This window comes from Paraburkholderia sp. BR10141 (assembly GCF_056155635.1).
The window spans coordinates 212,570-238,564 of sequence record NZ_JBMIQH010000003.1 but is presented as its reverse complement, the minus strand read 5'-3'; the positions used below and the strand labels follow the sequence as shown (position 1 = coordinate 238,564).

The following is a 25,995-nucleotide window of genomic DNA, read 5'->3' as shown; positions in this document are numbered from 1 at the left end:
AGTCAGTCACGCGAACCAGTACTGAAGAAGAGGCGCGTCATGTCGAGAACAAGCAAAACTCTGCTCGTCCGAATCGCATTGATCTGCGTGTGCAGCTGCCTCGCGAACGCCTCACGCGCGCAGGTGACGCGAATGGAGGTCATCCCGATTCCGTCCGTGACGCTCACGGACCAGGAATTTCTGAGCGGGCGCGAGGATGGCAAACCTGTTACGGTGGCTGGCGAACTTCGGCTTCCCCGAAACGGTACTGACCGGCTTCCGCTCGTCATCCTGCTGCATGCGTCCGGCGGAATCGGCAGCAGCATCACCGACTGGGAGGAGTATTTTCTATCGCTCGGTGTCGCGACTTTCGTAATCGACAGCTTCTCCGGCCGAGGTATCGTCAACACGATCAACGATCAAGCGCAACTCGGCCGCCTGGCACAGACCGAGGATGCCTATCGCGCCATTGCGACGCTTTCGAAGCACCCGAGAATCGACCCGCACCGGATCATGCTCATGGGCTTCTCGCGTGGAGGGCAAAACGCGCTCTATGCAAGCCTGAGCCGGTTCCAGAAGATGCACGCCCAACCCGGCACCCAGTTCGCGGCGTTCGTCGCTTTCTATCCCGACTGTACCTCCACGTATCTCGAAGACGAGGATGTCGTTGGCAAACCTGTGCGTATTTTCCAGGGGACTGCAGACAACTACAATCCCGTCGCGCCATGCCGTGCCTATGTGGAACGTCTGAGAACGAAACTGCATGACGTCCAGTTGATCGAGTACGCCGGCGCCAGTCACTTCTTTGACGCGCGAGCGCTCAGGCAACCCCAGCAGCTATCGCAGGCACAGACCACACGAAACTGCCGGACGGTCGAGGTCGAAAACGGACTGCTCGTCGACGCCACAACGAAGCAACCGTTTAGTTATAGCGATGCGTGTATCGAGCGCGGGACAACCATCGCATACGACGAGAACGCGGCGGCCAGTGCCAAAGAAGCCGTCGGCGGAATCGTCAGGGCCGTGCTGAAGCCATAGGTTCACTGTGACCGGGTCGAAGGCCGGGAGCTTCGCCAGTCCCGAAACGGCATTTCACATCGGGCGCCGAAAAGTCGTGGCGCAAGCCCGTACTGCCGTCGACCGCATAGAATTCGCGCGGTTTGGGTTCGAACCGCGATACGAATGGCCCATCGCAGTGCCCGAAACGGGTGCGCCGCGACGCATATTAGTGCACGTTGTTACCGGCGCAGGGCGAAGAAACGCCTTCCACGCCACAAAGCCGTGCCTGGGTTCATTGGCACGCTTCTCGCTTTAAGGAGTGGGCAAGGAGCCGGCGCAGCATCCGGTTCAGACAATCTGGAAATGGACAGCTAGGGTTCCGGCCTGCTTCTCGCAGGTGCTGGTCCGAGAGCTGGCGACCTCAGGCGAGGTTACACGGCGGGATAAAAGCCCGGGAGAGAACGCGATGTTTGCGCTGCTCCCTGCCGTTGCTAACCGTCCCTTTCGAGGTCAACCTCATGCGCAAGCTCGTTCGCTGTCTTGGCATCGCCGCCGTCTCCCTCGCCACCTTCGCTTCAAGTTCCGTGTTCGCTGCGGGCCGCAGCGACTTCAAGGTTTGCTGGACCATCTACGCCGGCTGGATGCCGTGGGGCCAGGCAAAAACCCAGGGCATCATCTCTAAGTGGGCCACGAAGTACGGCATCAAGATCGATGTCGTCCAGCTGAACGACTACGTCGAATCCATCAATCAGTACACGGCTGGCAAGTTCGACGGCTGCGCAATGACCAACATGGACGCGCTCACCATCCCGGCTTCGGGCGGCGTCGATTCGACTGCGCTGATCGTGAGCGATTACTCGAACGGCAACGACGGCGTGCTCATGAAGGGCAAGGGCAGGCAGATCGCCGACCTGAAAGGCCAGCAGGTCAATCTCGTGCAGTTCTCGGTCTCTCACTACCTGCTCGCACGCGCTTTGGAAAGCGCCCATATGAGCGAGCGCGATCTCAAGGTCGTGAACACATCCGACGCCGATATCTCGGGCGCATTCGCGACGCCGACTGTTCACAACGCGGTGACGTGGAACCCGATGCTCGCCGATCTGAAGGCGCAGCCGAACGTTACCGAAGTCTTCGATTCGAGCAAGATTCCCGGCGAAATCATGGACATGATGGTCGTCAACACGAAGACGCTGCAAGAGAACCCGGCGCTCGGCAAGGCGCTGACGGGCGCATGGTTCGAAATGGTTGCGCTGATGCACAGCAATTCGGCGGCGAGCACCAGCGCGCTGACGTCGATGGCGAAGGCCTCCGGTACCGACCTTGCGAACTTCAAGGGGCAGCTGTCGACCACCGCGCTCTTTTACACACCTCAGGCGGCAGTCGCTTTCGTCACGAGCCCGGACATGCCGAGGATTATGACGCGCGTCGCGAAGTTCTCCTTTGACCACGGTTTGCTCGGCCAGGATGCAAAGAGCGCGGATTCCGTGGGCATGGCATTCGACAAGAATGTGATCGTCGGCGACAAGAACAACGTCAAGCTGCGTTTCGACCCGAGCTACGTCGAGATGGCGGCCGCGGGCAAGCTCTGAGACTGATTTCGAAGCCACAACCAGGCGGTCACCATGCGACTCATCAATCGACATCCGAGCCGGATCGGCAGCATGATGCTGCTCCTGCTGCCGTTCGTCGTGCTGTTTGCCGTGTATTTCACGGGATCTGCGCAGCGGCTCAAGCTCAATCCCGATGACAAGCTGCTTCCGAGCGCGGCGCAAATGAGCGATGCCGTGAGATTGGTCGCATTCACCGAAGACAAGCGCACGGGTGAATATCTGTTGTGGGACGACACGCTGTCGAGCTTGCGACGACTGGGTATCGGTCTCGTCGTGAGCGCGGTAATCGCGCTGGTGGCCGCTATCGCGACTGGCTCGTTTCCGCTCGTCAGCGCAACGCTCTCGCCATTCATCACCGTCGTCTCGATGGTGCCTCCACTGGCCGTGCTGCCGATTCTTTTCATCGTCTTCGGGCTCGATGAGCTATCGAAGGTCGTGCTCATCGTTTTCGGCATCACGCCGATGATCATTCGGGACCTGCATGCCCGTGCCCGCGAGATTCCCGCCGAGCTGTGGGTCAAGGCGCAGACGTTGGGGGCTACGAGCTGGACGGTGATTCTGCGTCTGGTTTTGCCCCAACTCCTGCCGCGCCTGCTGGTGGCGATGCGGCTTTCGCTCGGAGCTGCATGGCTCTTTCTCATCGCCGCCGAAGCGATCGCATCGACGGACGGCCTGGGCTATCGCATCTTCCTCGTGCGCCGCTACCTCTCCATGGATCTGATTCTGCCGTACGTCGCCTGGATCACGCTGCTCGCGTGGCTCACCGATGAACTGCTTCGCCGCATCACGCAGTGGTCCTTCCCCTGGTACGGCGGAGGTGGGCGATGATCGAAGTCCGTAATGTATGGAAAGAGTACGGCGGCCAGGTGGTTCTGGAGCGTTTGAATCTGACGATCCAGGAGGGCGAGTTCTGTTCGATGGTCGGCGCTTCCGGCTGCGGAAAGTCGACGTTTTTGCGGCTGCTGCTGGGTCAGGAGCAAGTGACGCGCGGCGAGATCCTGCTGGACGGTCAACCGCTGCCGGGCGAGCCGGATGCCCATCGTGGCGTGGTGTTTCAACGCTACTCGGTGTTCGAGCACCTGAGCGTATTGCGCAACGTGATGCTGGGACTGGAGCTTCCGAAAGCGAAGCTCACGGGCAGACTCTTCGGGGCGCAGCGGCGCGCCGCGCGAGACGAGGCGGCCGCCATGCTCGAGCGGGTGGGGCTCGGTGCGGCCTTGAACAAGTACCCGCAGCAACTCTCCGGCGGTATGCAACAACGCCTCGCCATTGCGCAGGCCTTGATGATGAAGCCACGCGTCCTGCTGCTCGACGAGCCGTTTGGCGCACTCGACCCCGGTATCCGCAAGGACATGCACACGCTGCTCTCGGACCTGTGGCGCGAAGCGAAGCTGACCATTTTCATGGTTACGCATGACCTCAAAGAGGGCTTCACGTTGGGAAGCCGTGTGCTGGTTTTCGACAAGGTCCGCGTGGACCCCCAGGCGCCGGGTGCCTACGGAGCCCGTGTCACCTACAACATTCCACTCGACCGCAGCCGCGAATCGGTGTCCGCCGTGCATCTGGCGCGCGCGGCGGTTCAAGGCGCGTCCAGCATCGAAGCGGTCTCATGAAGGGAACTCGAACATGAAGTTATTGCTTGAAGAAACCGTACCGGGCGGGGGCCATACCTCGCTCATCGTGAAGCGCGGGCAATCGCTGCGCGTGACCGACCTGCACGGTGGCGCCAATGTCAGCGTCATGATGGTCAATGCAACGGAGAAGAGCGAGCGACTGAATCTCCCGGATTCGCTGAAGTGCCAGCACACTGCAAAGCTCACGACGGGGCACTGCCTGTACTCCGATATGGGGCGTGTTCTCGCTGCCATCGTCGACGACACATGCGGGTGGCACGACAGCATCGGTGGCGTCACGAACGCCGACGAGGTCACGGCGCGGTATGGCGCCGGCCGCTATCAAGAGCTGCGCAACGCGTTCTACCGGAACGGCACGGACAACTTGCTCGTCGAGATGGGCAAGTGGGGCCTCGAGATCTCAGACCTGCTGATGACGCTCAATCTTTTCAGCCGCGTTGATGTCACGAGCGAAGGAGAGCTGAATTTCGTGAGCCACAACTCGAAGGCCGGCGACTACGTCGAACTGTATGCGCCGATGAACACGCTTGTCGTGCTCACCGCGATTCAGCACCCGCTCGACCCGAACCCTGAATATGCGCCCAAAGCGGTGAAACTCGAATTGAGCGAGGCGCAGCCTGGCGTGGCTGAAGTGTGCCGTACCGCATGCGAGGAAAACGTGCGCGGGTTTATCAACACAGAGCGATTCTTTCTTTGAGCGGAGGCCACTTCATGATGAGCACGCTTGTCGTCAGCGACAAACAGCCCGAGAGCGCGGTCTACCGCGAGACGGTGGCCGCGGGTGAGCCCTGGCTTCACGAAGTGAAGGCGGGCCAGACACTGCGCATCGTCGATCTGGAGGGCAACCAGGCGGTCGATACGCTGTTCTACAGCCTCGCCGATCCGCGCGAGCGCTTTGACCCACAACGCACGCTGCGTCGGCAGAAGAGGCTCTACCTGACGGCCGGCTCGGTGTTGTACTCGAATCTCGGCAATCCGATGCTGACCGTCGTTGCCGATACCTGCGGACGCCACGATACGCTCGGCGGTGCCTGCGCACAGGAGAGCAACGCCGTGCGCTATGCGCTGGGAAAGCGCTATATGCACAGCTGCCGCGACAACTTCCTGCGCGCTTGCGCGCATGACGGCCGCCTCTCGAAGCAGGACATCGGCGCGAACGTCAACTTCTTCATGAATGTGCCCGTGACGGCGGAAGGGGGCCTCACCTTCGAAGACGGCATTTCCGCACCGGGGAAGTACGTCGAGCTGCGTGCCGAGATGGACGTGATCGTGCTGATTTCCAACTGCCCCCAGTTGAACAATCCGTGCAACGCCTACAACCCGACGCCCGCGGAGCTGCTGATATGGGACTGAAGCATCTCCGCAGCTGGATCTCGTTCGCCATGCTCGTGCGCGCGGGACGTCATTTCACGCTGACGCGCGAAGCGCTGACTCAGGCAGATCGCTGACGCGAATACGGCCGTGGACGACCGCGGCTCGCATCTCCCACGGCGGGACGGCCCGCCTCTGAATCAAGATTCCTTCCATGTTCGAGAAGATTCTTATCGCCAATCGTGGCGCTATCGCGTGCCGGATTCTCAGAACGCTGCGCGAACTCGATGTCACCGGAGTCTCCGTTTTTGCGGAGGCGGATAGAGCGAGCCGTCATGTAAGCGAGGCTCCCGTCGCGCACTGCCTGGGCGACGGGCCCGCGGCAATGACCTATCTCGACACGAAAAAAATCCTCGAGATCGCTCGCCGCGAGGGCGTGCAGGCCATTCATCCCGGGTATGGATTCCTCTCCGAGAACGCCGCCTTTGGCGAGGCTTGCGAAGCGGCAGGCATCGCGTTCATCGGGCCCACGCCCGCGCAGTTGCGCGCCTTCGGCCTGAAGCACACGGCGCGCGAAATCGCGGAGAAGGAGGGCGTGCCGATGCTCAGGGGCACCGGCTTGCTCGGTGACCTGATGGCGGGGCTGGAAGCGGCGGAAGTCATCGGCTATCCGGTGATGTTGAAGAGCACGGCCGGCGGCGGCGGTATCGGCATGCGTGTGTGCTGGAACGCGGCCGAACTCAGTGCGCATTTCGATGCCGTGAAGCGCCTCGGTGAAAACAATTTCAGCGACTCCGGCGTTTTCCTCGAAAAGTACATCGAGCGGGCGCGACATCTTGAAGTGCAGGTCTTCGGAGATGGCAAGGGCGATGCCATCGCACTCGGCGTGCGCGACTGCTCTGTGCAGCGGCGCAACCAGAAAGTGCTCGAGGAAACGCCCGCGCCGTGCTTGCCGGACGGGATTTCCGAGGCACTGTGTGCGGCTGCCGTGAAGCTCGCGAAGGCGGTGGACTATCGCTCCGCCGGCACCGTCGAGTTCGTGTACGACAGCGCCGCCGAGCAGTTCTACTTCCTCGAAGTCAACACGCGCCTGCAGGTGGAGCACGGCGTAACGGAGCAGGTGTGGGGTGTCGACCTCGTGCGCTGGATGATCGAGCTGGCAGCGGGCACGCTCGAGCCGTTGCATGAACTCGCAGCGAAGCTGACGCCGCGCGGCCATGCGATTCAGGCGCGGCTCTATGCAGAGGACCCCGGCCGGGACTTCAAGCCCAGCCCCGGCCTGCTGACCGACGTCGCGTTCCCGCCAGCCGACGGTCGCGCGCTACGCATCGACACGTGGATCGAAGCCGGCTGCGAAGTGCCGCCGTACTTCGACCCGATGCTCGCCAAGGTGATCGCCTGGTCCCAGACTCGCGACGAGGCGCGCAGCGCGCTCAAGGACGCGCTCGAAAGCACGCGCATTTACGGCGTGGAGACGAACCGCGACTATCTGCGTCAGATCCTGGACGACAAGCCGTTTGCATCGGGCGAACCATGGACCCGGTGCCTCGAGGGACTCAAGTACGAGGCCCGTACGGTCGAAGTCGTCAGCGGCGGTACGCAGACGACGGTCCAGGATTTCCCCGGCCGTCTCGGATACTGGGCAGTCGGCATTCCGCCTTCGGGGCCGATGGATGATCGCGCCATGCGGCTGGGCAACCGCCTGCTTGGCAACGCCCCCGATGCCGCCGCGCTCGAAATCACGATGAGCGGCCCGACGCTGCGTTTCAATACCGACGCGGTCGTTGCCATCACGGGGGCGGACATTCCCGTACTGCTCGGCGACGTCAAGCAACCGTTGAATACGAGCCTCTTTGTCCCGGCAGGCTCGACGTTGTCGCTCGGCACCATTCGCGGCGCCGGCGCACGCGCTTATCTGTGCGTACGCGGCGGCCTGGACGTCGGTGTGTATCTCGGCAGCCGCAGCACCTTCACGCTCGGTCAGTTCGGCGGGCATGGCGGGCGCGCAATACGCGCAGGTGACGTACTTCACCTCTATCCGCTCGAGAATCCGCAGTTTTGCAAGACGCTGAATGCCGCGCCGAAGCTCGAAGACGTGCGGAGCCTCCGCGTGATCTATGGTCCGCACGGCGCGCCAGAGTACTTCAGCTCGCGCTACATCGAAAGGTTTCTGGAGACGGATTGGGAAGTTCACTTCAACTCGAGCCGCACCGGTGTGCGCCTGATCGGGCCGAAGCCGGAATGGGCTCGCGAAGACGGCGGCGAGGCCGGGCTGCACCCGTCGAATATTCACGATAATCCCTATGCGGTCGGCGCCATCGATTTCACGGGCGACATGCCCGTGATTCTCGGCCCCGATGGACCGAGTCTTGGCGGCTTCGTCTGTCCGGTGACCATCATCGAGGCCGACCTCTGGCACATCGGGCAACTGAAGGCCGGCGACAAGATCCGCTTCGTTCCGGTGGAGGTAGAAGAGGCGCGTGAAGCCGCACGTCAACGCGCCCGCGAACTGGAAAGCCTGGAGGTCGAGTCGAACGCGTCGACCTGCAAACGCTCGTCCCTGACCTCGCCCATCGTGCTCGACCTGGGTTCGGGCGGCGAGCGGCTCGTTGCGCGCGTGTCCGGTGACACGCATCTGCTGCTCGAGATTGGGCCCGCCGAGCTGGACCTCGTCTCGCGCTTTCGTGGGCACGCGCTCATGCAGTCTCTCGAGGCCATGGCGCTTCCCGGCGTCGTTGATCTGACGCCTGGCATCCGTTCCCTCCAGATTCACTATCGACCGGAGCAGCTGGCGCTCGCGCAATTGCTGGATGTCGTACGTCAGGCGTGGGAGCAGGTCTTGCTGAAGAAGGATTTGCGCGTGCCGTCGCGGATCGTGCACATTCCGCTCTCCTGGGATGACCCGGCGTGCCAGCTTGCGATTGAAAAATACATGACCACGGTGCGCAAAGATGCGCCGTGGTGCCCGAGCAACCTCGAGTTCATTCGCCGGATCAACGACCTCGAATCCATCGATGCCGTCAAAGAGATCGTGTTCGACGCGAGCTATCTCGTGATGGGTCTCGGTGACGTCTACCTGGGTGCACCCGTTGCGACCCCGCTCGATCCGCGTCATCGCCTCGTGACGACCAAATACAACCCGGCCCGTACGTGGACCGCGGAGAACTCGGTCGGCATCGGCGGCGCGTATCTGTGCGTGTACGGCATGGAAGGGCCCGGCGGCTATCAATTCGTCGGCCGCACGCTGCAGATGTGGAATCGCTATCGCAAGGTCGCGAATTTCGCCGGTCAGCACTATTTGCTGCGCTTCTTCGACCAGATTCGCTTCTACGAAGTGTCGGCCGACGAATTGCTTCGCATCCGCGCCGATTTTCCGCTTGGGCGTTATCCGTTGAAGATTGAAGAGTCGGAACTCTCGCTGCCGGACTATCAAGCGTTTCTCGAGAGCGAAGCCGACAGCATCGGCAAGTTCCGTTCGCGACAGCAGGCGGCCTTCCAGGCCGAGCGCGAGCGTTGGCGCGAAGCGGGCACCCCTGAAGAGGCAATCGAGGCACCGGACGCGGAGGACGCCCAACTGGCTCCGTTGGAAGACGGGCAGATCGCCGTGGACTGTGAAATCGCCGGCAGCCTCTGGCAGGTGAAGGTGAAGACGGGAGACGTCGTTGCCGCGGGCGACGTATTGCTCATTGTGGAGTCGATGAAGATGGAGATTTCGGTGTTCGCCTCCTGTGCGGGGACCGTCGGCGATATTTACGTGGCCCCCGGCTCGCCCGTGCGCGCAGGGCAACGAGTCGCAGTCATTGAACGCCATTAAGTACAAGGACAGAAAATCATGCCGACATTCGATCTGCGGCTTTCCACGCTTCGCAGCGCGTATCGTGACGGGCGCCTCACGCCGCGCACGCTCGTGACTGAACTGCTCGGAAAAGCGAGCGCGCTGAATCCGGAGTTCAATCTCTTCATTCATCTACTGACCGAAAGCGAAGTCGCGCCATACCTCGACTGGCTCGAGAAGCAGGACTTCGAGCGTCTGCCGTTGTACGGCGTCCCGTTCGCGATCAAGGACAACATCGACCTTGCAGGAGTCCAAACGACCGCCGCGTGCCCCGGCTTTGCGTACATGCCAAAGGAGTCCGCGACGCTCGTCAGCCAGCTGATTTCGCTTGGCGCCATCCCGATCGGGAAGACCAATCTCGACCAGTTCGCGACGGGTCTGAACGGCACGCGTTCGCCATACGGCAAATGCCGCAACAGCGTGCATCCTGGCTACCCGTCGGGTGGTTCCAGCGCGGGTTCATCGCTTGCCGTTGCATTGGGCGTGGCGAGTTTCGCGCTCGGTACCGACACGGCGGGGTCGGGACGTGTGCCTGCCGGCCTGAACAATCTCATCGGACTCAAGCCGACCAAAGGCATCCTGTCGACGGCGGGTGTCGTCCCGGCGTGCCGCACACTCGATTGCGTGACCTACTTCACGGCAACAGCCGGCGAGGCCAGTGAGCTTCTCTCATTGACCGCACAAACCGACGTTCGCGATGCATACAGTCGCAGAAACCCGCAATGGAACTCGGCAAGCGCGTTCGGCAAGCCTACGTCGTTCCGGTTCGGGGTTCCGGCGCGTCTTGAATTCGCGGGATGCGCTGAGAGTCCGGAATTGTTCGCAAGCGCGCGTGCGCGTCTGGAAGCAGCAGGCGGCGAGGCAGTGGAGATCGATTTCGAGCCCTTTGTCGAGGCCGCGAATCTCCTTTATCAGGGCCCGTGGGTTGCGGAGCGCTACAGCGTGGCCGGAGAGTTGATGTCAGCGACGCCGGACGCCGTGCTTCCCGTTATTCGGAACGTGCTGGCCAAGGCGCCGGGCGCGACGGCGGTCGAACTGTTTCGCGCGCAGTATCGTCTGCAGGCGTTGAAGGCGATCTGCGATGCGGTGCTCGATTCATTGGACTTCGTGCTGACGCCGACGTATCCGCGCCCTGTGACGCTCGCTGAACTGGAGAAGGACCCGATTGGGCCGAACTCATTGCTCGGCTACTACACGAACTTCATGAATCTGCTCGATTACGCGGCCGTCGCCACGCCGACAGCGTTCATGAAGAACGGGCTCCCGTGGGGCGTGACGGTCTTTGGCCGCGCGTTCACCGACCAGTATCTGCTGGGGGTTGCCGATGTGTTGCAGACGGCGAGTGGCATCGAATGTGTTGGCGTAAGCCGCCCGGAGCCTTCCGCCAGGCGAGTCGCGGCCAACGACCGGATTCGCGTCGCGGTGTGCGGTGCTCACATGCAAGGGCTGCCGTTGAACAAGGACCTGGTTTCGCGAGGCGCGCGACGCATGCAGGTAACGCATACGGCTGCCCATTATCGGCTGGCCGCGCTGCCGCCTTCCGCGGACGGCACCCGACGCCCGGGATTGTGGCGAGTTGCCGGGAACGGCTCCGAGATCGCGGTCGAAGTCTGGGACATGCCGAGCGTCGAGTTAGGCTCGTTCATGGCAACGGTGCCGTCTCCGCTGGTGCTGGGGAAGGTCGAATTGTCGGACGGCTCGTGGGTGACCGGCTTCTTGTGCGAACCCTATGGCGTGAAGTCGGGAACCGATATCTCCGGATTCGGCGGATGGCGTGCATGGCTCGCGAGCGAGCGCTAGCCCGATTGACCCTGCGAGATGGAACGCTCGTCGCGACATCCAGTGCACAACCTGTGTGCCAACGCCAGCGCCAGTCGTGCCCCGACCTCGGCGTTGTGTTTCACGATCGCGATGTTCGTCGCCAGACTGCGTCCACCCGTGAGTGCCGTGATGCGAGACAGAAGGAAGGGCGTCACGGCCTTACCTGTGATGCCTTGTGCCCTGGCCTCAGTCAGCGCCTGCTGAGTCAGCGCGTCGATCTCTGCGGACTGCATCGCTGATGCCTCCGGCACCGGCGTGCTCAACACTACGCCGCCCTCGAGGCCCAGGTTCCACTTGGTGCGGATGAAGCGCGCCTGGTCCGCTGCGTCGTCCAGCCGGAAGTCCGCGCGAAAGCCGCTATCGCGCGTGTAGAACGCCGCGAAATTGTCCTGCCCGCAACTGAGCACCGGCACGCCGTAAGTCTCCAGGTATTCCAGTGTGAGCCCGATGTCCAGGACGGACTTCGCACCGGCACACACCACCGCCACCGAGGTCTTTGCCAATTCCTGCAGGTCGGCCGAGATGTCGAAGGTTTCCTGCGCGCCCCGGTGCACGCCGCCAATGCCTCCGGTGACGAAGACCTCGATGCCGGCCAGCGCGGCACATATCATCGTGCCAGCCACTGTCGTGGCACCGAGCCCGCCGGCGGCCAGCACAGCCGGCAGGTCGCGGCGGCTAACTTTGTGTACATGCTCAGAGCGGCCGAGCAGTTCCAGTTCGTCGTCAGCAAGTCCGATGTGAATTCGCCCCCCGATCAGTGCAATCGTCGCGGGTTCGGCTCCCGTCGCGCGGACCAGGGCCTCCACTTCGCGCGCAGTGCGAATATTCTCCGGATAGGGCATGCCGTGAGCGATGATGCTCGACTCGAGCGCGACAAGCGGGCGGCCGGCGGCCTTTGCAGCGGCTACAGCCGCGCTGAACGTCAACCAGGAGTGTGCGAGGTCGGCAACCATGTCTTTGGGCCTTCGGGTATCGTGGACTCGAGTATGCCGCATGGGGACGCTTCACAGCGCATCGCTCGCCCGATCCACGTGCTCCAGACGAACGATCGGGCAGTCCGGGTTGCGGATAGATCCTGACCGGCGCATTGTTCACGGGAATCGAACTGAGGCTCGCTTTCGCGTGCCGATCCATTTGACAGGCGTCGCCATGTTGCAGGAACGTTTTCTCTACTTTCCCAGGCGGCTGAGCATAACGACTGGCCTGGCCACGTCGACGATAGCCGGTGGCGGGAGGCGATCGGCTTCCTGCTCGCACCTTCCGGATCGGAATAGATGAGAACCCGCCCGATCCCGCCCCAGTGCGAACGCTTCTACATCCTCGACGCGAAGAACAGGCCTGTCGAGGTGTTCGACCGCAGCGAGTGGTCGCGCTGGATGGCCGAAAACGAATTGATCTTTCGCCGCACGCTGCTCGAAGAGTCCGGCGTGACGGTCACGACGCGATTTCGCGGTGTGACTGACGCGCGGACCGCCGAGCCCGCGCTCTTCGTGACGCGCATCGCCGGAATGCAAGCGCGAAAAGACAACGAGAGCTTTGGCGCAAGCACGCTCGGTGAGGCGCTCGAGTTGCACGAACGCATCGTGCAGAAGATCCTTCGGCTGCTGACCGGGCGGTGATCGGCGTGCCCTGATCGTTGGCAAGCTTTTTGCAAGTGAGTCGGCGTATCCCCTTCCCGGTCATCTTCACCGACTGCCCTCAAACGTCGGGAAGTGCGCCGGATCTTTGCCTATGCTTCCAGTGTGAGAGTGGCCTGATGCCAGGCTTGCGATTGCAGGGGGAAGGATATGCATGTTCGGACGGGTTTTGTCGGGTGCGTAGGCGACACGCCGCTGATCAGGCTCGCTCGTCTCAGCGACGAAACCGGCTGCGAGATTCTCGGTAAGGCCGAATTCATGAACCCGGGTGGTTCGGTGAAGGACCGGGCGGCGCTGTCCATTATTCTGGACGCCGAGCAGCGTGGCGAACTTAGGCCCGGCGGCACGGTAGTGGAAGGGACTGCGGGCAATACCGGCATCGGCCTTGCCCATATTTGCGCGGCTCGCGGCTATCGCTGTGTCATCGTTATTCCCGAGACGCAGTCTCCCGCGAAAATGGAACTGTTGCGCGTCCTGGGTGCGGAAGTCCACCCGGTACCGGCCGCCCCCTACAAGGACCCGAACAACTACCAGAAGATCGCCGGAAGGCTCGCGGAGGAACTGGACGACGCGATCTGGGCGAACCAGTTCGACAACCTTGCCAATCGCAAGGCTCACTACGAGAGCACCGGCCCAGAAATCTGGCGCGATACCGCTGGCACGGTCGATGCGTTCGTCAGCGCGACCGGTACTGGCGGCACCCTCGCCGGGGTGGCCCGCTTCCTGAAGGAGAAGAACCGCGATCTGTGGATCGTTCTCGCCGACCCGTACGGCAGCGGCTTGTACAGCTACGTGAAGACGGGCGAGATTCACGCGGAAGGCAGCTCGATTACCGAGGGGATCGGCTCCAGCCGCCTTACCGCGAACCTCGACGGCACGCCGATCGATGACGCTTATCAGATCGACGACCAGTCATGCGTCACCATGGTCTACCGATTGCTGCGCGAAGAAGGGCTCTATGTCGGCGGTTCGACAGGCATCAACGTCGCGGCTGCTGTCAGGCTTGCCCGGGAGATGGGGCCGGGGCATACGATCGTCACACTGCTGTGCGACGGCGGCGAGTTGTACCGCTCCCGCCTTTTCAATCTGGACTGGTTGAAACAAAGGGGCCTGGTCCCGGCGTAGACTGCCCGTCAAGTCTGGCGTCACCCATGTTCCCCTTGTGTTTATCTCGTGAGGAGGTCAAATGAGCACCAAGGACAAAGGCAACGTGCGCGCATTCGTGCAGACGGCCGAGCAGATCGGCGGTTGGGTGTGGGTTATCTCGCTCGTCGATTTCGATGCGCGCGAAGTGCGGCGCTCGCTCGTCGCCGAAGAGCCCTTTGCGACGGAGCGCGCGGCGAAAGACGCGGGCTACGCCCGTCTCGAAGCGCTCGCACACGATCAGTAGCTGCGCAGGGAGAGTCCCCATGGCCAGTCCACGAGGTGCACCGGCGTTCGATGTAACCGTCGACGCCGGCAGTTATCGTGTCGCGCGTCCTGATAACCCGCAACAGGTTATCGAACTACTGCGCGAACACAAGATTCAGATCGTCGACCTCAAATTCACGGATCTGCCCGGTCTCTGGCAGCACTTTTCGATCACGCTGCCCGAGGTGCACGAAGACCTCTTTGCCAACGGGATCGGTTTCGACGGTTCGTCGATCCGCGGATTTCAGGAAATTCAGGAATCCGACATGCTTCTCAAGCCGGATCCCACGACCACGTTCATCGATCACGTGAGCGAAACGCCCACACTTTCGATGATCTGCGACGTGATCGATCCGGTGTTGCATCAGCCGTACTCGCGCGACCCGCGCTACATCGCGAAGAAGGCCGAAGCCTACCTGAAGCAGACCGGCATGGCGACGACGTGCTATTTCGGGCCCGAGCTCGAGTTCTTCATATTCGATTCGATCCGTTTTGGCCAGGATGCCCATAGCGGCTACTTCTTTGTCGAATCTGCCGAAGGGGACTGGAATTCGGGCCGCGACGAAGGCGCGTATGGCGGCGGCAACCTCGGTTACAAGCCTCGCTTCAAGGAAGGATATTTCCCGGCGCCGCCGCACGACACACTGCAGGACATCCGCTCGACGATCGTGTTGTTGCTTCAACAGGCCGGCGTGCAGGTGGAAGTGCATCACCACGAGGTGGCGACAGCGGGGCAGAACGAAATCGACATGCGGTTTTCCACGCTTACGCGGATGGCCGACAACGTCATGATCTACAAGTACATCTGCAAGAACGTCGCGCGCCAGCACGGCAAGGTGGCGACGTTTATGCCGAAGCCGCTCTTCGCCGACAATGCGAGCGGCATGCACTGCCATCAAAGCCTGTGGAAGGACGACGAGAATCTGTTCTACGATGCGCATGGCTGGGCGCTTACGTCTGACATGTGTCGATGGTATATCGGCGGCCTGCTTAAGCATGCGCCAGCGCTGATGGCGTTCTGCGCTCCGACCACGAACTCCTACAAGCGCCTCGTGCCCGGATATGAAGCGCCGGTGAATCTGGCGATGTCACAACGCAACCGCTCGGCGGCCGCGCGCATTCCGATGTACTCCGATTCGCCGAACGCGCGGCGCGTCGAGTTCCGGTGTCCCGATCCGTCGGCCAATGCGTATCTCGCCTTCTCAGCAATGCTGATGGCCGGGCTCGACGGCATCGAAAACAGGACAGACCCAGGCGATCCGCTTGACGTCAACATTTACGACCTGCCGCCCGAGAAAGCGAAGGACGTCCGTCAGGTGCCGGGTTCGCTCGACGAATCGCTGAATGCGCTCGAGGCCGACAACGAGTTTCTGCGCAGAGGCGATGTCTTCACTGAAGATGTCATCGATACGTGGCTTGAGTACAAGCGCAAGCATGAGATCGACGCAATCAGGCTGCGTCCGCATCCGTGGGAGTTTTATCTGTACTTCGACGTCTGATCACACGTGCAACGCTGAGGGGAAGGATGGGCGCAATAACTATAATGAATTGGGCGGCGCCCGCCTCGCGTGACGCGTTTTGTACTGCGGGGCATCGAGGGGGCTGCTTCGTTCCCCTTTGCGCGAGGCAAATCATGCAACGCCCTGATGCGATCCTCAAGCAGGTGATGGCGGCGTTCGAACGCGAATCGCACCTGAAACTCCACAATTGCCCCATTCACATCAGCCGCGATAGCGGTGCCTTGACGGTTGCAGGCGAAGTGCCGGACATAGCGTCCAAGAAGCGGTTTATTCGGTTGACCCGGACTTGCAGCGACGGCGAACCCCTCATTGACCGACTGCGCGTCAGCGCTGAGCCGCCGATTGGCGACGGCGAGTTGCGCACGCGGATCTGCGAACGGATTTTGCGAACGGTGGAGTTCCGCAACTGTGTGATATGTGCGCGCGTGAAAGACCAGCTCGAAATGCTGCGCGGCACCATGGACCAGGCCGGCGAGGAGGGCGGCGGCGTTGTGGAGGTCACCGTGGAAGGTGGCGTCGTGACGTTGACGGGCCAGGTGATGAGCCTGTCGCATCGACGGCTCGCAAGCGTGATCGCGTGGTGGGTCGGCGGGTGCCGGGACGTGACGAATCTGCTGGAGTTGGTGCCGGCCGAAGCGGATGGCGACGAAGAGATTCACGAGGCCCTCGCTCTCGTGCTCGAATCCGATCCGCGCGTTCACGCAGAACAAATCACAATCAACGTGGAGAGCAAGCGGATTACGCTTGCGGGGCGTGTAGCGACCGAAGCTGAGAGGCGCCAGGCAGAGATGGATGCGTGGTGTCTGGACACCGTAGGAGGCGTGGTCAACCGGATCGAGGTGCGCGCCTGAGTGTGAGTCGTCGCCATCGCGAAATTCCCCGGCATCGGGCGATCACAGGATCTGATAGCCGCATGGTGGCTGTGCGCGTACCTGCGGGTCATGGCGCTGCTCACTGCTGGGCAGCAAGCAATTCGGCGGCAGCGGTCGGCTTCCCGAGGAAGCACCCAAAACCCAATGGCGCGTTCCGGGCTGTCCGCCATGCACCCCTCAGGCATCGCTGGGCGAGCGCTCAAATGCCCGAGCGAGTCGCAGGCGGTAGCACGGCCGCAGCATGGCGGACTTCCACCGCGATCGACCGCAACGGAGCTTCGGCAATGAAACGGTCGAGCAGTTCGCGCACATCGTAATCGATGTAATCGGCGCGCGAGGTGTCGACAATCACTGTCGCGCGATCCGGGATGTGAGCGAGCATCTGCTTGAGCGGCACCTTGCCTAAAAAAGATACGTCCTTGCGAAAGGAGACCAGGAAATGATCGTCGTGCCGCGCGAGCGCGATCGGCCGATGCAGATTCGCCCACAGCGCGAGGCCCGCGCTGCACAGCACGCCGAGCATGATCCCCGTGAGGAGGTCGGTGGCGAGCACGCTGGCGATCGTAACGATGAATGGCGCGAACGGCGCCGCGCCTTGTTTCGCGAGCGCGACGAACAACGAAGGTTTGGCGAGCTTGAGGCCGGTGTGAATGAGGATGGCCGCAAGACTCGCGAGCGGAATCATGTTGATCACGTCGGTGAGTGCAAACACGCTGACGAGTAGCAGCACGCCGTGCACGATCGCAGAGAGCCGGCTTTGCGCGCCGGCATGCACGTTGGCCGAGCTGCGCACGATGACCGAAGTAATGGGCAGTCCGCCGATCGCGCCGGCGACGATATTGCCGACCCCTTGCGCCTTGAGTTCACGGTTGGGCGGCGCGGCGCGCCGCTGCGGGTCGATCTGTTCGACCGCTTCGAGGCTCAGCAGCGTCTCGAGACTTGCAACGACGGCGAGGGTCAGGGCGACGATCCAGATCTCCGGGTCGGCAAAGCGCGCGACGCTCAGCTCGAATTCACCGAACTGAAGAGCGTCGCCGAGGGCCGCGAATGATTCGATGGCAGGCAGTGCCACGCGTTGTTCGACCGGCAACGCGAATGCCGAGCCGAGCGAGCCACAAACCAGCGTCGCGCTCACGCCCGCAAGCACGACGACGAGCGGTGCGGGCACGAGCCGCACCAATGCGAAGCGTCGCAAGGCGCGTGTTTCCCAACCCGCGAGAATGGCGAGCGAGATCACAGTGACCGTGCATACGATGGGCGAGATCGACTCGAGCGCGTGAGTGAGAGACCCGGTCTCGTTGCCCGACGTCAGTCCGAGCGCGAGCGGGATCTGCTTGATGACCAGCATCAGGCCAATGGCGGCGAGCATGCCCTTGATGACGGGTGTGGGCACATACGAGGCGAGCCGCCCGGCTTTGAGCATGCCAAAGCCGAACTGCAGCACACCGGCGAGCAGCACAGCAATCAGGAATGCAGAGAAACTGCCGAGGCGCGCGATGCCATCCACGACGATCACGACGAGGCCAGCGGCGGGGCCGCTCACGCTCAGGCGCGAGCCGCTGAGCGCGGCGACGACGATGCCGCCGACAATACCGGAAACGAGGCCGGCCAACGGCTCGGCCCCAGAAGCCCTTGCAATGCCGAGGCATAGCGGCAGGGCGACGAGAAAGACGACGGTGCCGGCGGCGAGGTCACGCGCAAGCGCGGACAGTGAAGCTTTCGAAGTCATGATGGAAGCGGGTAGAAAAGAAGGGTGGAGGACTCGACGGCGGCGGTCCTGACGCGACTTGAGGCGTGCGCCTCAAGCGTGCGTGGGCTGTGCAATGCGCAATGGATTAGCATAGGCCGCGGCGGTTGCTTTCGCTGATTCAACGTCGTAGCCCGACGCGAGTTCACGCAGCTGGCCGTCGTTCAGCGAAAAGATCCAGCCGTGCACGAGCGGCGCAGGTTCGCCCTCACGTACGAGCGGATGCTCGCGCAGCAGGCGCACCTGTTCGATCACGTTCAGTTCGGCAAGGCGGTTGATGCGTGCCTCTTCCGATGGCAGGCGCGCCAGCGTCGAGCGGTGCGTTTGCGCGAGCGCGCAAAGCGGCTCGATGCGACGGTTCACATGGGGCAGGGCGTCGGCGGGCGGTAGCAGCGAGGCGCGTACGCCGCCGCAGCCGTAGTGCCCGCAAACGATGATGTGCGCGACTCGCAGCACACGCAGCGCGTATTCGAGCACGCTCGTGTTGTTGTCATCGTCGGGATGGAAAAGGTTCGCGATATTGCGGTGAACGAACAAGTCTCCGGGCGCGCAGTGCGTGACGCTTTCGGCGGGCACGCGGCTGTCGGAGCAGCCGATCCAGAGCACCTGGGGCTTTTGCCCTGTGGCAAGCGTGCTGAAGAATTGTGGGTCGCGCCGGGCGATTTCCTGTGCCCAGGCGACATTGGCAACGAGCATACGTTTCGGCAGATTCATGGGTCGAGGCTCCGTTGGAGGTGGCGGCTTCGCTCAATCCTTACGTATACCTTTCTATCAGAAATCAGCCTGTCGGTTTCGAAAAATAAATCGGAACAATGCGCGGCGAATATAAAAAAACAGCCCCGCAACGCTCGAGATCCCGCTCGTCGAGTCGAATGTTCGGCAGCCTGCTGGGACGGAGGAGCCACTCACGTCACCCCTACGCCTCGCGCAGGCAACGCTTGCCGATGAAGAATCGCCTGGATGGGTCATGTCGCCGCCCCGTCGCGTGGCCCAGTATCCATTTTCTCCATGCGGAACAGGAAAATGTTTGACATCGAAGGCGCGTTAAGGACAACGACGCGGTCTATCAAGTGGGCAATGAAGCGAAGTCGGCGCGGAAAAAACGTATCCCACTGGACGTTCGGGATCAGGAAGAAGTCGATTTTCGATACTGGAAGATCAAGCTTTTCGATTGCTTTTAGGACTTTCGTAGCGTTGCAAAGCCGGTAATAGGCGGGATAATCGTTTGCCTGTGGAGCGATTGACCGACGGTAGAGATACTTTATCCCGAGCGCCTGCATGATCCGCACGATGACAGTGAACGGGTGTCTCGCGTTAGGCGACATTGACCAATACACACCGCCGGGTTTGAGCACCTCGATCGTTTTGGCGAGAAACGAAGTCTCGTTGACGACATGCTCTACAACGTTATAGGAATAGGCGAGGTCGTACGTGTTCGACGGAACGGGGATTTCCTCCATGGCACAGGTCCACCGCTGCCTGATCAATGGATGGGGTTGAACAACGGGGAACGGATCGACGCCATCAACTTCCCCAAGGACATGCTGGATCCTGCTGATGGTTGGGTTGGTGCCGTGACCACATCCGATGTCGAGTACATGGCAGGATATTCCGGGCTCCGCTGCGAGACGAGTGGCGTAGTACTCCTGAAAGAATGATCGATTAGCGTCGTAATGTTCGAATTTACGATTGCAATCAACATAATGATATGAAATCGTAATATGGCTCATTTCGACCTCTGAATGGCGGAATGACGTGCTGGCGACGAAGATGTCGGCAAACTTTCCGGGAGGAAGGGATTTAAATCACGATCTCAACAATAGGACACATATGCGAAAACGGCGGTGATATTTATTTATTTTCGTGGGCGCGTTGAAAATATAGATGATGGCCGAGCCAAAGTTCGAAAACCGTGGATAGAAAGCTGATTTGGCTGGTTTGCGAAGGTCTATATTTCGCTGGAAAACCGACGATCAAATGTCCGTGCAACGGTGTAGATCATTGGCCGTTGTGGCTCGTCGCGACGACGGTTGCGACCGCTGGCCGATTGAGCGCATGATGGGTGACCGCGGCTTGAGGCTGTGCTCGTACCGCAGGAGGCAGCACGCCTGGCGCGGCGGCGATATCCGGAGCGGTGAAAAAACGCACGGCAGCGACACAAGGAGCTGGCGATGAAATTCTATGCGCGTGAGTATGAAGGGCGGCTGGAAGTGTTTAGCTTCGACGGTGTGTATAGAATTCGCATCGCTCAGTTGTGCGGCGCGGCAAAAACAGCGTTCGCCGACACCGTCCAGCTATGGATAGGTGACGGCGTATCAGCAGACGAAGCCGTTGCGCGAGAAGCCGAGTCGTTGGCTCGATTAATTAACGAATATTAGAAAACGACACGTTGCGGTGGGCCTGGGAACGAGCGGTCGCTCATGACCCTTTCATGGGCGCATCCAGCACGGCTTGCAAGCCCGATGGCAAGCAATGATCAGAGATCTCCGCGGACCTCACCGGTTCCCAGCTCGCTCCGCTGCCGGTTGACCTCCGCCCAAAGCTCATCGCTGTCGTCATTGCGAAGCAGGACTACCCAGTCCAGTTGTTCCTCGGCCACGCCGAAGTATTCCTGGATTTCCCGGCGAACGGCATCGATGAACTGCGCGTATTCCGGAGTTGCCTGGGCCTGCGCGTGCAAGGCGTCGTATGCCGCATCGTCCGCGCCGCCGCCGTGCTCGTCGATGTAGCGCGAGATCCACTGGTCCCGCTCGCGGTCGTAGTCGGCTTCGGCACGCATCGCCTGCACCGCCGTGTAGAAGTCCAGTTGGGCAAACGCGGCGATCGCCGCCGTTGTTGCCTCGTCGAATGTAGATGTCATCGCCTATCTCATGGTTGCCGTGGCGCATCATCGCACAGGCCGCAACAGGGCGTGTGCCGCGAACTCGTCAACCATGCCGTCCCAGGAAGACGACGGGAGGGCAAGTCACTTGAGGGGGCATCCGTTTGCGATTCGCTCCCGCGTCAACGGAAATCGTGCTCCATCTCGACCTCTGCCCGCAGACTCTCTGTATCGCGATAAATAGAGGCTACGGCGACGACGCGCCCGTCTCGCTTGTAGCGCAGGAAGCAGTCGCGCGCTGCAATATCGCCGTCAACTGAAATCTCGTCCCAACTGTCCGCGTGCCCGAGATAGTTGATCGGGACATCGTAGTGCTGGCTCCAGAAGAATGGCACGGCGTCGAACGTCTCACGTCCGCCAATCAAGTTCATCGCCGCCGTTTGTCCCTGGCGCTGCGCGACGACCCAGTGCTCCACGCGAATTGCCGTGCCACTGTGCGGGTCGGGCCAGCGTGCGATGTCGCCGGCAGCGAAGACGCCAGGCGCGCTGGTCTGCAGGCAGGCATCGACCACCACGCCGCGGTCGATCGCGAGGCCGGCTTGCTCGGCCAATGCCAGTCGCGGCCGCACGCCGACGCCGACCACCACCAGATCGGCCTCCAGGCTGCCGCCCGCTTTGAGCGATACCTGCCGCGCGTCGATCGCGCTGGCGGTGTTCCCGAGGTGGAAGACGACGCCGTGTTCTTCATGCAACCGCTGCACGAATTCACCCATCTGTGGCCCCAGCACACGTTCCATCGGACGCTGCTCCGGCGCCACGACATGGACTTCGAGTCCACGCGCGCGCAATGACGCCGCCACTTCCAGTCCGATGAAGCTGGCTCCGATGACAACCGCGCGCCGCGAGTTCTCCGCGCGAGCGATGATGGCGCGGGAATCGGCCAATGTGCGAAGGGTATGCACATGCGGCAAATCCATGCCGGGAATAGGCAAGCGAACCGCTTCGGCCCCGGTGGCTAAAAGCAGACGGTCGTAGGGGACCTTGCTCCCATCCGCAAGCTCCACTTCCTGCGCGGCGATGTGAAGACGCGAGACACCGGTGTTCAGCCGCAGATCGATGCGTTGGTCTGCGTAAAAAGCATCGTCTCGAAGCGGCGCCCACTCCTCAGGCGCGCTGCCGGCCAAATAGTCTTTGGAGAGGTTGGGCCGGTCCACCGGCGGCGCCGCGTCGTCGCTCAGCATCGTGAGACTGCCCGCGTAGCCGAGGCCCCGCAGGCGCTCGGCCGCAGCAAAGCCTGCGGCCCCTGCACCGACGATCACGATCTTCTGTGGCGCTCCGGCCGGCGAGGGCCCGGAACCCGCGGGCGGCGCTTTTTTGTGCAGTACAACAACCTTGTCGCCCCGGATCTCGGTAGACCAGCATGCGACAGGGCTGAGCGCAGGCGCTCGCACCGCTTCCCCTGTACGCAGGCTGAAACACGCGTGGTGCCACGGGCACCGTACCGTGTCCCCGACGGTCAAGCCTTCGGCGAGTGGGCCGTGGTAGTGAGTACAGGCAGCGTCGATAGCGAAGAATTCATCACCGAGCCGCGCAATCAGCACCGCATCATTACCGACGTGTCCTGACAACAGGCCAGCTTCACCGAGGGATTCGATGGGCACGCCTTTTGCCAGATCAGGACCGCTTTCATTCGATGCCTCACCACTCATGGCGACCTCCACGGGCACGTGACCCAGCTAATGCATCACTACCGGCGTCCTCGGCAGAGGCCGCCAGTTTCAATGTTAGTCCACGTTGATCAGAACACCGCCGCAGGCAGGACCCGACATTGCCAGAGACCAATCCGCTTGCGGAACTCTTTCAGTCATCCGAAAGCTTCGTGATTCCGGATTTCAGCTGGCATCTGCGGTGAGGCGTGGGTCCCGTGGGAAAACCGTTCGCGGGTCGCGTCAACTTGTTGTGGCATGATTTCAAACTCTGCATCTGCCGTTTCGTTCGTTTTCCGCGCAGTGAAACAAGGTGGATCGATGATCGATGACGTCAACCACGGTTTCAGTCGCAGCCGGTCGCACTGGCATTCTCGCAGTGCGTCTCACCGCCATGCAGCCGGCGACACGCTCACGCGTGCTGCATGGGGCATCGTCCTGATCGCGTTGTCCGGCTGCACGGTTGGCCCCAATTACCATACGCCCGCGCCGCCCGCTACCGGCACCTACACGTCCACGCCGCTACCCGATCAAACGGCCTCGGCGCCGGGCGCTTCGGGTGTCCCGCAACAGTTCGTGGCCGGCCTCGACATTCCCGCACAGTGGTGGACGCTCTATCATTGCGAGCCGCTCGACGCGCTGATACGCGAGGCGCTCGCCAACAGCCCCAACGTTGCCGCGGCACAAGCGGCGCTCAGGCAGGCCGGCGAAAATCTTCGCGCGCAAATGGGCACCACGCTCTATCCGTCAGTCGATGCAAAGGCCAATGCCACGCGTGAGAAGTTCAACGGCGTCACGTTCGGCGAGCCGCAGCTCACGGAACTGCTGAACCTCTATAACGCATCGGTGAACGTGTCGTACAACCTCGATGTGTTCGGCGGCGGAAGGCGCGAGCTCGAGTCGTTGCGCTCGCAGGTCGATTACCAGGGCTTTCAGTTGCAAGCGGCGTATCTCGCGTTGTCCGCGAACATCGTGACGGCGGCCATCAAGGAAGCGTCGCTGCGGGAGCAGATCGAAGCGACCGCGCGCATCGCCGACGACGAAGACGCGCAGCTCGGCATCATGCGCAAGCAGCTCGAACTGGGCGGCGTGAGCCGCGCAACGGTGCTTGCACAGGAAACGCTGGTGGCGCAGACGCGCGCGACATTGCCGCCGTTGCATCAGTCGCTCGACCAGACGCGTCACCAGCTCGCGGTCCTGGCGGGCAAGCCGCCGAGCGATGCGGACGTGCCCGAGTTCCGGATGTCGATGTTCACGCTGCCGCAAACGTTGCCCGTCAGCGTGCCGTCTTCGCTCGTGCGGCAGCGCCCCGATATTCTCGCCGCCGACGCCACGCTGCATCAGGCGAGCGCCCAGGTCGGCGTGGCGACGGCGAACATGTATCCACAGCTCACGCTCTCCGCGAGTTACGGCCCCGAGGCGCTGACGCCCGCGGGCCTTCTGAAGTACGCCGACATGATCTGGAGCATCGGCGCAGGCATCACGCAGCCGATCTTTCACGGCGGCCAGTTGAGTGCGCAAAAGCGCGCGGCAGAAGCGGCATTCGACGAGGCCAACGCGCAATACCGCCAAACGGTGCTGCTCGCATTCCAGAACGTCGCCGATACGTTACGCGCGCTGGAGCACGATGCGACCGGCCTGAGCGCGCAGACGCAAGCATGGCGCGCTGCCAGCGATTCGCTCGACCTGACGCGCGGTCAGTTTCGTATCGGCGGCGTCAGCTATCTGGCGCTGCTCGATGCACAGCGCCAATACCAGCAGACGGTCGTGAATCTCGCGCAGGCGCGGGCCGCGCGCTATGCAGACACGGCAGCGCTGTTTCAGGCGCTCGGCGGCGGCTGGTGGAACGACACGGCGACGAGCCAGGCAGCCCAGCCGAGTCCGGCTGCGCCGAAATGAATCCTTTTGCAGTGGCCACCCCGGCCAGGACATGACGATGACGACGAAGAAGCCGATGGCAAAGCGGATGATCATCATGCTGATCTGCGTGGGCATACTGCTCGCCGCGCTGGTCGGCTTCAATCTGTTCAGGGCGCACATGATCCAGAAGTTCATGGCGAGCAACGCCGCACCGCCCGCCACCGTCACGGCCGCTATTGCAGGCTATCAAACATGGCAGCCGCAGCTTGTCGCCGTGGGCAGCCTGCGCGCGGTGCGCGGCGTCGACGTGACGACGGAAGTGGCCGGGCTTGTGCGCGAGATCGCGTTCAACTCGGGGCAGGAGGTGAAGACGGGCCAGGTGCTCGTGCGCCTGAACGACGATTCGGACCGCGCGCAGCTCGCGTCGTTGCAGGCAGCGGCGGACCTAGCGCAAACGGTCTACAAGCGCGACAAGGCGCAGTTCGACATCCAGGCGATTGCCAGGGCGCAGCTCGACGCCGACGCCGCCGACCTCAAGAGTAAGAGAGCCCAGGTCGAGCAACAGGCCGCCCTCGTCGTAAAGAAGACGATACGCGCGCCGTTCGCGGGACGCGTCGGCATCACGACGGTCAACCCCGGCCAGTACCTCAATCCGGGTGACGCCATCGTCACGCTGCAAGCCATCGACCCGATCTACGCCGACTTCTTTCTGCCGCAGCAGCAGCTCGGCCAATTGCAGGTTGGCCAGACCATCGTCGTCGATACGGATGCGTTCGGCAACCGCACGTTCGACGGCAAGATCCGCTCGATCAATCCGCGTGTGGACAGCACCACGCGCAACGTCCAGATCGAGGCGACCGTCGACAATCGCGAGCGCAAGCTGCTGCCCGGCATGTACGCGAACGTGAAGATCGATGCGGGTGGCGCGCAGCGCTATCTGACCTTGCCGCAAACGGCGATTACCTATAACCCATATGGCGCGACCGTGTTCATCGTGAAGCCCGGCGAACATAAGAACGCACAAGGCAAGATCATGCCCGTCGCGCAACAGGTGTTCGTCACGCCGGGGCCGACGCGCGGCGACCAGGTCGCGATTCTCAAGGGCATCGGCGAAGGCACGCAGGTCGTGACGAGCGGCCAGCTGAAACTGAAAAACGGCACGCCCCTTGTGATCGACAACCGCGTGCTGCCTGCGAACAGCCCGAACCCGACGCCCCAGGAACAATAGAAGAG

At 62.2% G+C, this 25,995-nt stretch carries 22 protein-coding genes and 1 riboswitch; of the genes, 16 read left to right on the top strand and 6 right to left on the bottom strand.

The window, feature by feature from the left end; translation table 11 throughout:
- Positions 1-132: 132 nt before the first annotated feature.
- The 8 genes from ACOJB8_RS05780 (at position 133) to atzF (ending at position 11,168) form a co-directional block, all read left to right on the top strand.
- Positions 133-1,017, top strand: coding sequence for a dienelactone hydrolase family protein (locus ACOJB8_RS05780; protein WP_475011467.1), 885 nt, complete (start codon positions 133-135; stop codon positions 1,015-1,017).
- 321 nt (positions 1,018-1,338) lie between these two features.
- Positions 1,339-1,438: riboswitch (guanidine-I (ykkC/yxkD leader) on the top strand.
- 58 nt (positions 1,439-1,496) lie between these two features.
- A complete protein-coding gene (locus tag ACOJB8_RS05775; RefSeq protein ID WP_475011465.1) occupies positions 1,497-2,567 on the top strand; it encodes a putative urea ABC transporter substrate-binding protein in 1,071 nt (356 codons plus the stop codon).
- A 33-nt stretch (positions 2,568-2,600) separates the two neighbouring features.
- The gene (locus tag ACOJB8_RS05770; protein ID WP_069262094.1) at positions 2,601-3,416 is read left to right on the top strand and encodes an ABC transporter permease; all 816 of its coding nucleotides are present in this window, start codon (positions 2,601-2,603) and stop codon (positions 3,414-3,416) included.
- A complete protein-coding gene (locus ACOJB8_RS05765; protein WP_069262093.1) occupies positions 3,413-4,201 on the top strand; it encodes an ABC transporter ATP-binding protein in 789 nt (262 codons plus the stop codon). The genes ACOJB8_RS05770 and ACOJB8_RS05765 overlap by 4 nt, the downstream gene beginning before the upstream one ends.
- Before the next feature lie 13 nt (positions 4,202-4,214).
- Positions 4,215-4,919: an urea amidolyase associated protein UAAP1 gene (locus tag ACOJB8_RS05760; protein WP_069262092.1), complete on the top strand. Its 705-nt coding sequence runs from the start codon at positions 4,215-4,217 to the stop codon at positions 4,917-4,919.
- A 14-nt stretch (positions 4,920-4,933) separates the two neighbouring features.
- Entirely contained in the window at positions 4,934-5,575 is a 642-nt protein-coding gene (locus ACOJB8_RS05755) for an urea amidolyase associated protein UAAP2 (protein ID WP_475011459.1), read from the top strand.
- 172 nt (positions 5,576-5,747) lie between these two features.
- On the top strand, positions 5,748-9,347 hold the full coding sequence (uca, locus tag ACOJB8_RS05750) for an urea carboxylase (RefSeq protein ID WP_475011457.1): 3,600 nt from the start codon (positions 5,748-5,750) through the stop codon (positions 9,345-9,347).
- Positions 9,348-9,365: 18 nt separating this feature from the next.
- The gene (gene atzF, locus ACOJB8_RS05745) at positions 9,366-11,168 is read left to right on the top strand and encodes an allophanate hydrolase (RefSeq protein WP_475011456.1); all 1,803 of its coding nucleotides are present in this window, start codon (positions 9,366-9,368) and stop codon (positions 11,166-11,168) included.
- Here atzF and ACOJB8_RS05740 read toward each other — a convergent pair.
- Complete coding sequence (locus ACOJB8_RS05740) at positions 11,165-12,142, bottom strand: pseudouridine-5'-phosphate glycosidase (RefSeq protein WP_475011454.1); 978 nt, start codon at positions 12,140-12,142, stop codon at positions 11,165-11,167. The genes atzF and ACOJB8_RS05740 overlap by 4 nt on opposite strands.
- Before the next feature lie 321 nt (positions 12,143-12,463).
- On the opposite strand from ACOJB8_RS05740, the gene ACOJB8_RS05735 reads away from it, so the two are divergent.
- The 5 genes from ACOJB8_RS05735 to ACOJB8_RS05715 all read left to right on the top strand — a co-directional run bounded on the left by ACOJB8_RS05735 (position 12,464) and on the right by ACOJB8_RS05715 (position 16,607).
- Positions 12,464-12,808, top strand: coding sequence for a hypothetical protein (locus ACOJB8_RS05735; protein WP_069262087.1), 345 nt, complete (start codon positions 12,464-12,466; stop codon positions 12,806-12,808).
- A 168-nt stretch (positions 12,809-12,976) separates the two neighbouring features.
- Positions 12,977-13,951: a cysteine synthase A gene (locus tag ACOJB8_RS05730; RefSeq protein ID WP_368603131.1), complete on the top strand. Its 975-nt coding sequence runs from the start codon at positions 12,977-12,979 to the stop codon at positions 13,949-13,951.
- A gap of 61 nt (positions 13,952-14,012) precedes the next feature.
- Positions 14,013-14,216, top strand: a complete 204-nt coding sequence (locus ACOJB8_RS05725) for a hypothetical protein (protein ID WP_069262085.1) — start codon at positions 14,013-14,015, stop codon at positions 14,214-14,216.
- Positions 14,217-14,235: 19 nt separating this feature from the next.
- Positions 14,236-15,735 carry a type I glutamate--ammonia ligase gene (glnA, locus tag ACOJB8_RS05720; protein ID WP_368617540.1) on the top strand — a complete coding sequence of 500 codons (1,500 nt, stop codon included), beginning with the start codon at positions 14,236-14,238 and terminating at the stop codon, positions 15,733-15,735.
- A 134-nt stretch (positions 15,736-15,869) separates the two neighbouring features.
- Positions 15,870-16,607, top strand: coding sequence for a BON domain-containing protein (locus tag ACOJB8_RS05715; protein WP_475011448.1), 738 nt, complete (start codon positions 15,870-15,872; stop codon positions 16,605-16,607).
- A gap of 220 nt (positions 16,608-16,827) precedes the next feature.
- Here the strand turns inward: ACOJB8_RS05715 and ACOJB8_RS05710 are convergent, their stop codons facing one another.
- The 3 genes from ACOJB8_RS05710 to ACOJB8_RS05700 all read right to left on the bottom strand — a co-directional run bounded on the left by ACOJB8_RS05710 (position 16,828) and on the right by ACOJB8_RS05700 (position 20,105).
- Complete coding sequence (locus tag ACOJB8_RS05710) at positions 16,828-18,357, bottom strand: SulP family inorganic anion transporter (RefSeq protein WP_368684366.1); 1,530 nt, start codon at positions 18,355-18,357, stop codon at positions 16,828-16,830.
- Between the two features lie 72 nt (positions 18,358-18,429).
- Positions 18,430-19,089, bottom strand: a complete 660-nt coding sequence (locus ACOJB8_RS05705) for a carbonic anhydrase (RefSeq protein WP_475011445.1) — start codon at positions 19,087-19,089, stop codon at positions 18,430-18,432.
- A 251-nt stretch (positions 19,090-19,340) separates the two neighbouring features.
- A complete protein-coding gene (locus ACOJB8_RS05700) occupies positions 19,341-20,105 on the bottom strand; it encodes a class I SAM-dependent methyltransferase (protein WP_475011443.1) in 765 nt (254 codons plus the stop codon).
- A gap of 441 nt (positions 20,106-20,546) precedes the next feature.
- On the opposite strand from ACOJB8_RS05700, the gene ACOJB8_RS05695 reads away from it, so the two are divergent.
- On the top strand, positions 20,547-20,753 hold the full coding sequence (locus tag ACOJB8_RS05695; RefSeq protein WP_028204535.1) for a hypothetical protein: 207 nt from the start codon (positions 20,547-20,549) through the stop codon (positions 20,751-20,753).
- A gap of 98 nt (positions 20,754-20,851) precedes the next feature.
- Here ACOJB8_RS05695 and ACOJB8_RS05690 read toward each other — a convergent pair whose 3' ends face one another.
- Both ACOJB8_RS05690 and ACOJB8_RS05685 read right to left on the bottom strand, forming a co-directional pair.
- Positions 20,852-21,235, bottom strand: a complete 384-nt coding sequence (locus tag ACOJB8_RS05690) for an ATP-dependent protease (RefSeq protein WP_368729893.1) — start codon at positions 21,233-21,235, stop codon at positions 20,852-20,854.
- A 143-nt stretch (positions 21,236-21,378) separates the two neighbouring features.
- Positions 21,379-22,905, bottom strand: coding sequence for an FAD-dependent oxidoreductase (locus ACOJB8_RS05685; protein ID WP_475011439.1), 1,527 nt, complete (start codon positions 22,903-22,905; stop codon positions 21,379-21,381).
- A 318-nt stretch (positions 22,906-23,223) separates the two neighbouring features.
- Here ACOJB8_RS05685 and ACOJB8_RS05680 point away from each other — a divergent pair, with 318 nt between their 5' ends.
- A complete protein-coding gene (locus ACOJB8_RS05680) occupies positions 23,224-24,801 on the top strand; it encodes an efflux transporter outer membrane subunit (RefSeq protein ID WP_069262076.1) in 1,578 nt (525 codons plus the stop codon).
- Positions 24,802-24,838: 37 nt separating this feature from the next.
- A complete protein-coding gene (locus ACOJB8_RS05675; RefSeq protein ID WP_475011437.1) occupies positions 24,839-25,990 on the top strand; it encodes an efflux RND transporter periplasmic adaptor subunit in 1,152 nt (383 codons plus the stop codon).
- The last annotated feature ends 5 nt before the right edge of the window (positions 25,991-25,995 follow it).

What these genes read in the sequence shown, in the direction of transcription:
- glnA (WP_368617540.1), top strand. Translation starts at nt 14,236, where the DNA reads ATGGCCAGTCCACGAGGTGCACCGGCGTTCGATGTAACCGTCGACGCC.
- ACOJB8_RS05775 (WP_475011465.1), top strand. Translation starts at nt 1,497, where the DNA reads ATGCGCAAGCTCGTTCGCTGTCTTGGCATCGCCGCCGTCTCCCTCGCC.
- ACOJB8_RS05755 (WP_475011459.1), top strand. Translation starts at nt 4,934, where the DNA reads ATGATGAGCACGCTTGTCGTCAGCGACAAACAGCCCGAGAGCGCGGTC.
- atzF (WP_475011456.1), top strand. Translation starts at nt 9,366, where the DNA reads ATGCCGACATTCGATCTGCGGCTTTCCACGCTTCGCAGCGCGTATCGT.
- ACOJB8_RS05675 (WP_475011437.1), top strand. Translation starts at nt 24,839, where the DNA reads ATGACGACGAAGAAGCCGATGGCAAAGCGGATGATCATCATGCTGATC.
- ACOJB8_RS05710 (WP_368684366.1), bottom strand. Translation starts at nt 18,357, where the DNA reads ATGACTTCGAAAGCTTCACTGTCCGCGCTTGCGCGTGACCTCGCCGCC.
- uca (WP_475011457.1), top strand. Translation starts at nt 5,748, where the DNA reads ATGTTCGAGAAGATTCTTATCGCCAATCGTGGCGCTATCGCGTGCCGG.
- ACOJB8_RS05690 (WP_368729893.1), bottom strand. Translation starts at nt 21,235, where the DNA reads ATGACATCTACATTCGACGAGGCAACAACGGCGGCGATCGCCGCGTTT.
- ACOJB8_RS05685 (WP_475011439.1), bottom strand. Translation starts at nt 22,905, where the DNA reads ATGAGTGGTGAGGCATCGAATGAAAGCGGTCCTGATCTGGCAAAAGGC.
- ACOJB8_RS05680 (WP_069262076.1), top strand. Translation starts at nt 23,224, where the DNA reads ATGATCGATGACGTCAACCACGGTTTCAGTCGCAGCCGGTCGCACTGG.
- ACOJB8_RS05735 (WP_069262087.1), top strand. Translation starts at nt 12,464, where the DNA reads ATGAGAACCCGCCCGATCCCGCCCCAGTGCGAACGCTTCTACATCCTC.
- ACOJB8_RS05705 (WP_475011445.1), bottom strand. Translation starts at nt 19,089, where the DNA reads ATGAATCTGCCGAAACGTATGCTCGTTGCCAATGTCGCCTGGGCACAG.
- ACOJB8_RS05730 (WP_368603131.1), top strand. Translation starts at nt 12,977, where the DNA reads ATGCATGTTCGGACGGGTTTTGTCGGGTGCGTAGGCGACACGCCGCTG.
- ACOJB8_RS05765 (WP_069262093.1), top strand. Translation starts at nt 3,413, where the DNA reads ATGATCGAAGTCCGTAATGTATGGAAAGAGTACGGCGGCCAGGTGGTT.
- ACOJB8_RS05700 (WP_475011443.1), bottom strand. Translation starts at nt 20,105, where the DNA reads ATGAGCCATATTACGATTTCATATCATTATGTTGATTGCAATCGTAAA.
- ACOJB8_RS05760 (WP_069262092.1), top strand. Translation starts at nt 4,215, where the DNA reads ATGAAGTTATTGCTTGAAGAAACCGTACCGGGCGGGGGCCATACCTCG.
- ACOJB8_RS05695 (WP_028204535.1), top strand. Translation starts at nt 20,547, where the DNA reads ATGAAATTCTATGCGCGTGAGTATGAAGGGCGGCTGGAAGTGTTTAGC.
- ACOJB8_RS05780 (WP_475011467.1), top strand. Translation starts at nt 133, where the DNA reads ATGGAGGTCATCCCGATTCCGTCCGTGACGCTCACGGACCAGGAATTT.
- ACOJB8_RS05740 (WP_475011454.1), bottom strand. Translation starts at nt 12,142, where the DNA reads ATGGTTGCCGACCTCGCACACTCCTGGTTGACGTTCAGCGCGGCTGTA.
- ACOJB8_RS05715 (WP_475011448.1), top strand. Translation starts at nt 15,870, where the DNA reads ATGCAACGCCCTGATGCGATCCTCAAGCAGGTGATGGCGGCGTTCGAA.
- ACOJB8_RS05725 (WP_069262085.1), top strand. Translation starts at nt 14,013, where the DNA reads ATGAGCACCAAGGACAAAGGCAACGTGCGCGCATTCGTGCAGACGGCC.
- ACOJB8_RS05770 (WP_069262094.1), top strand. Translation starts at nt 2,601, where the DNA reads ATGCGACTCATCAATCGACATCCGAGCCGGATCGGCAGCATGATGCTG.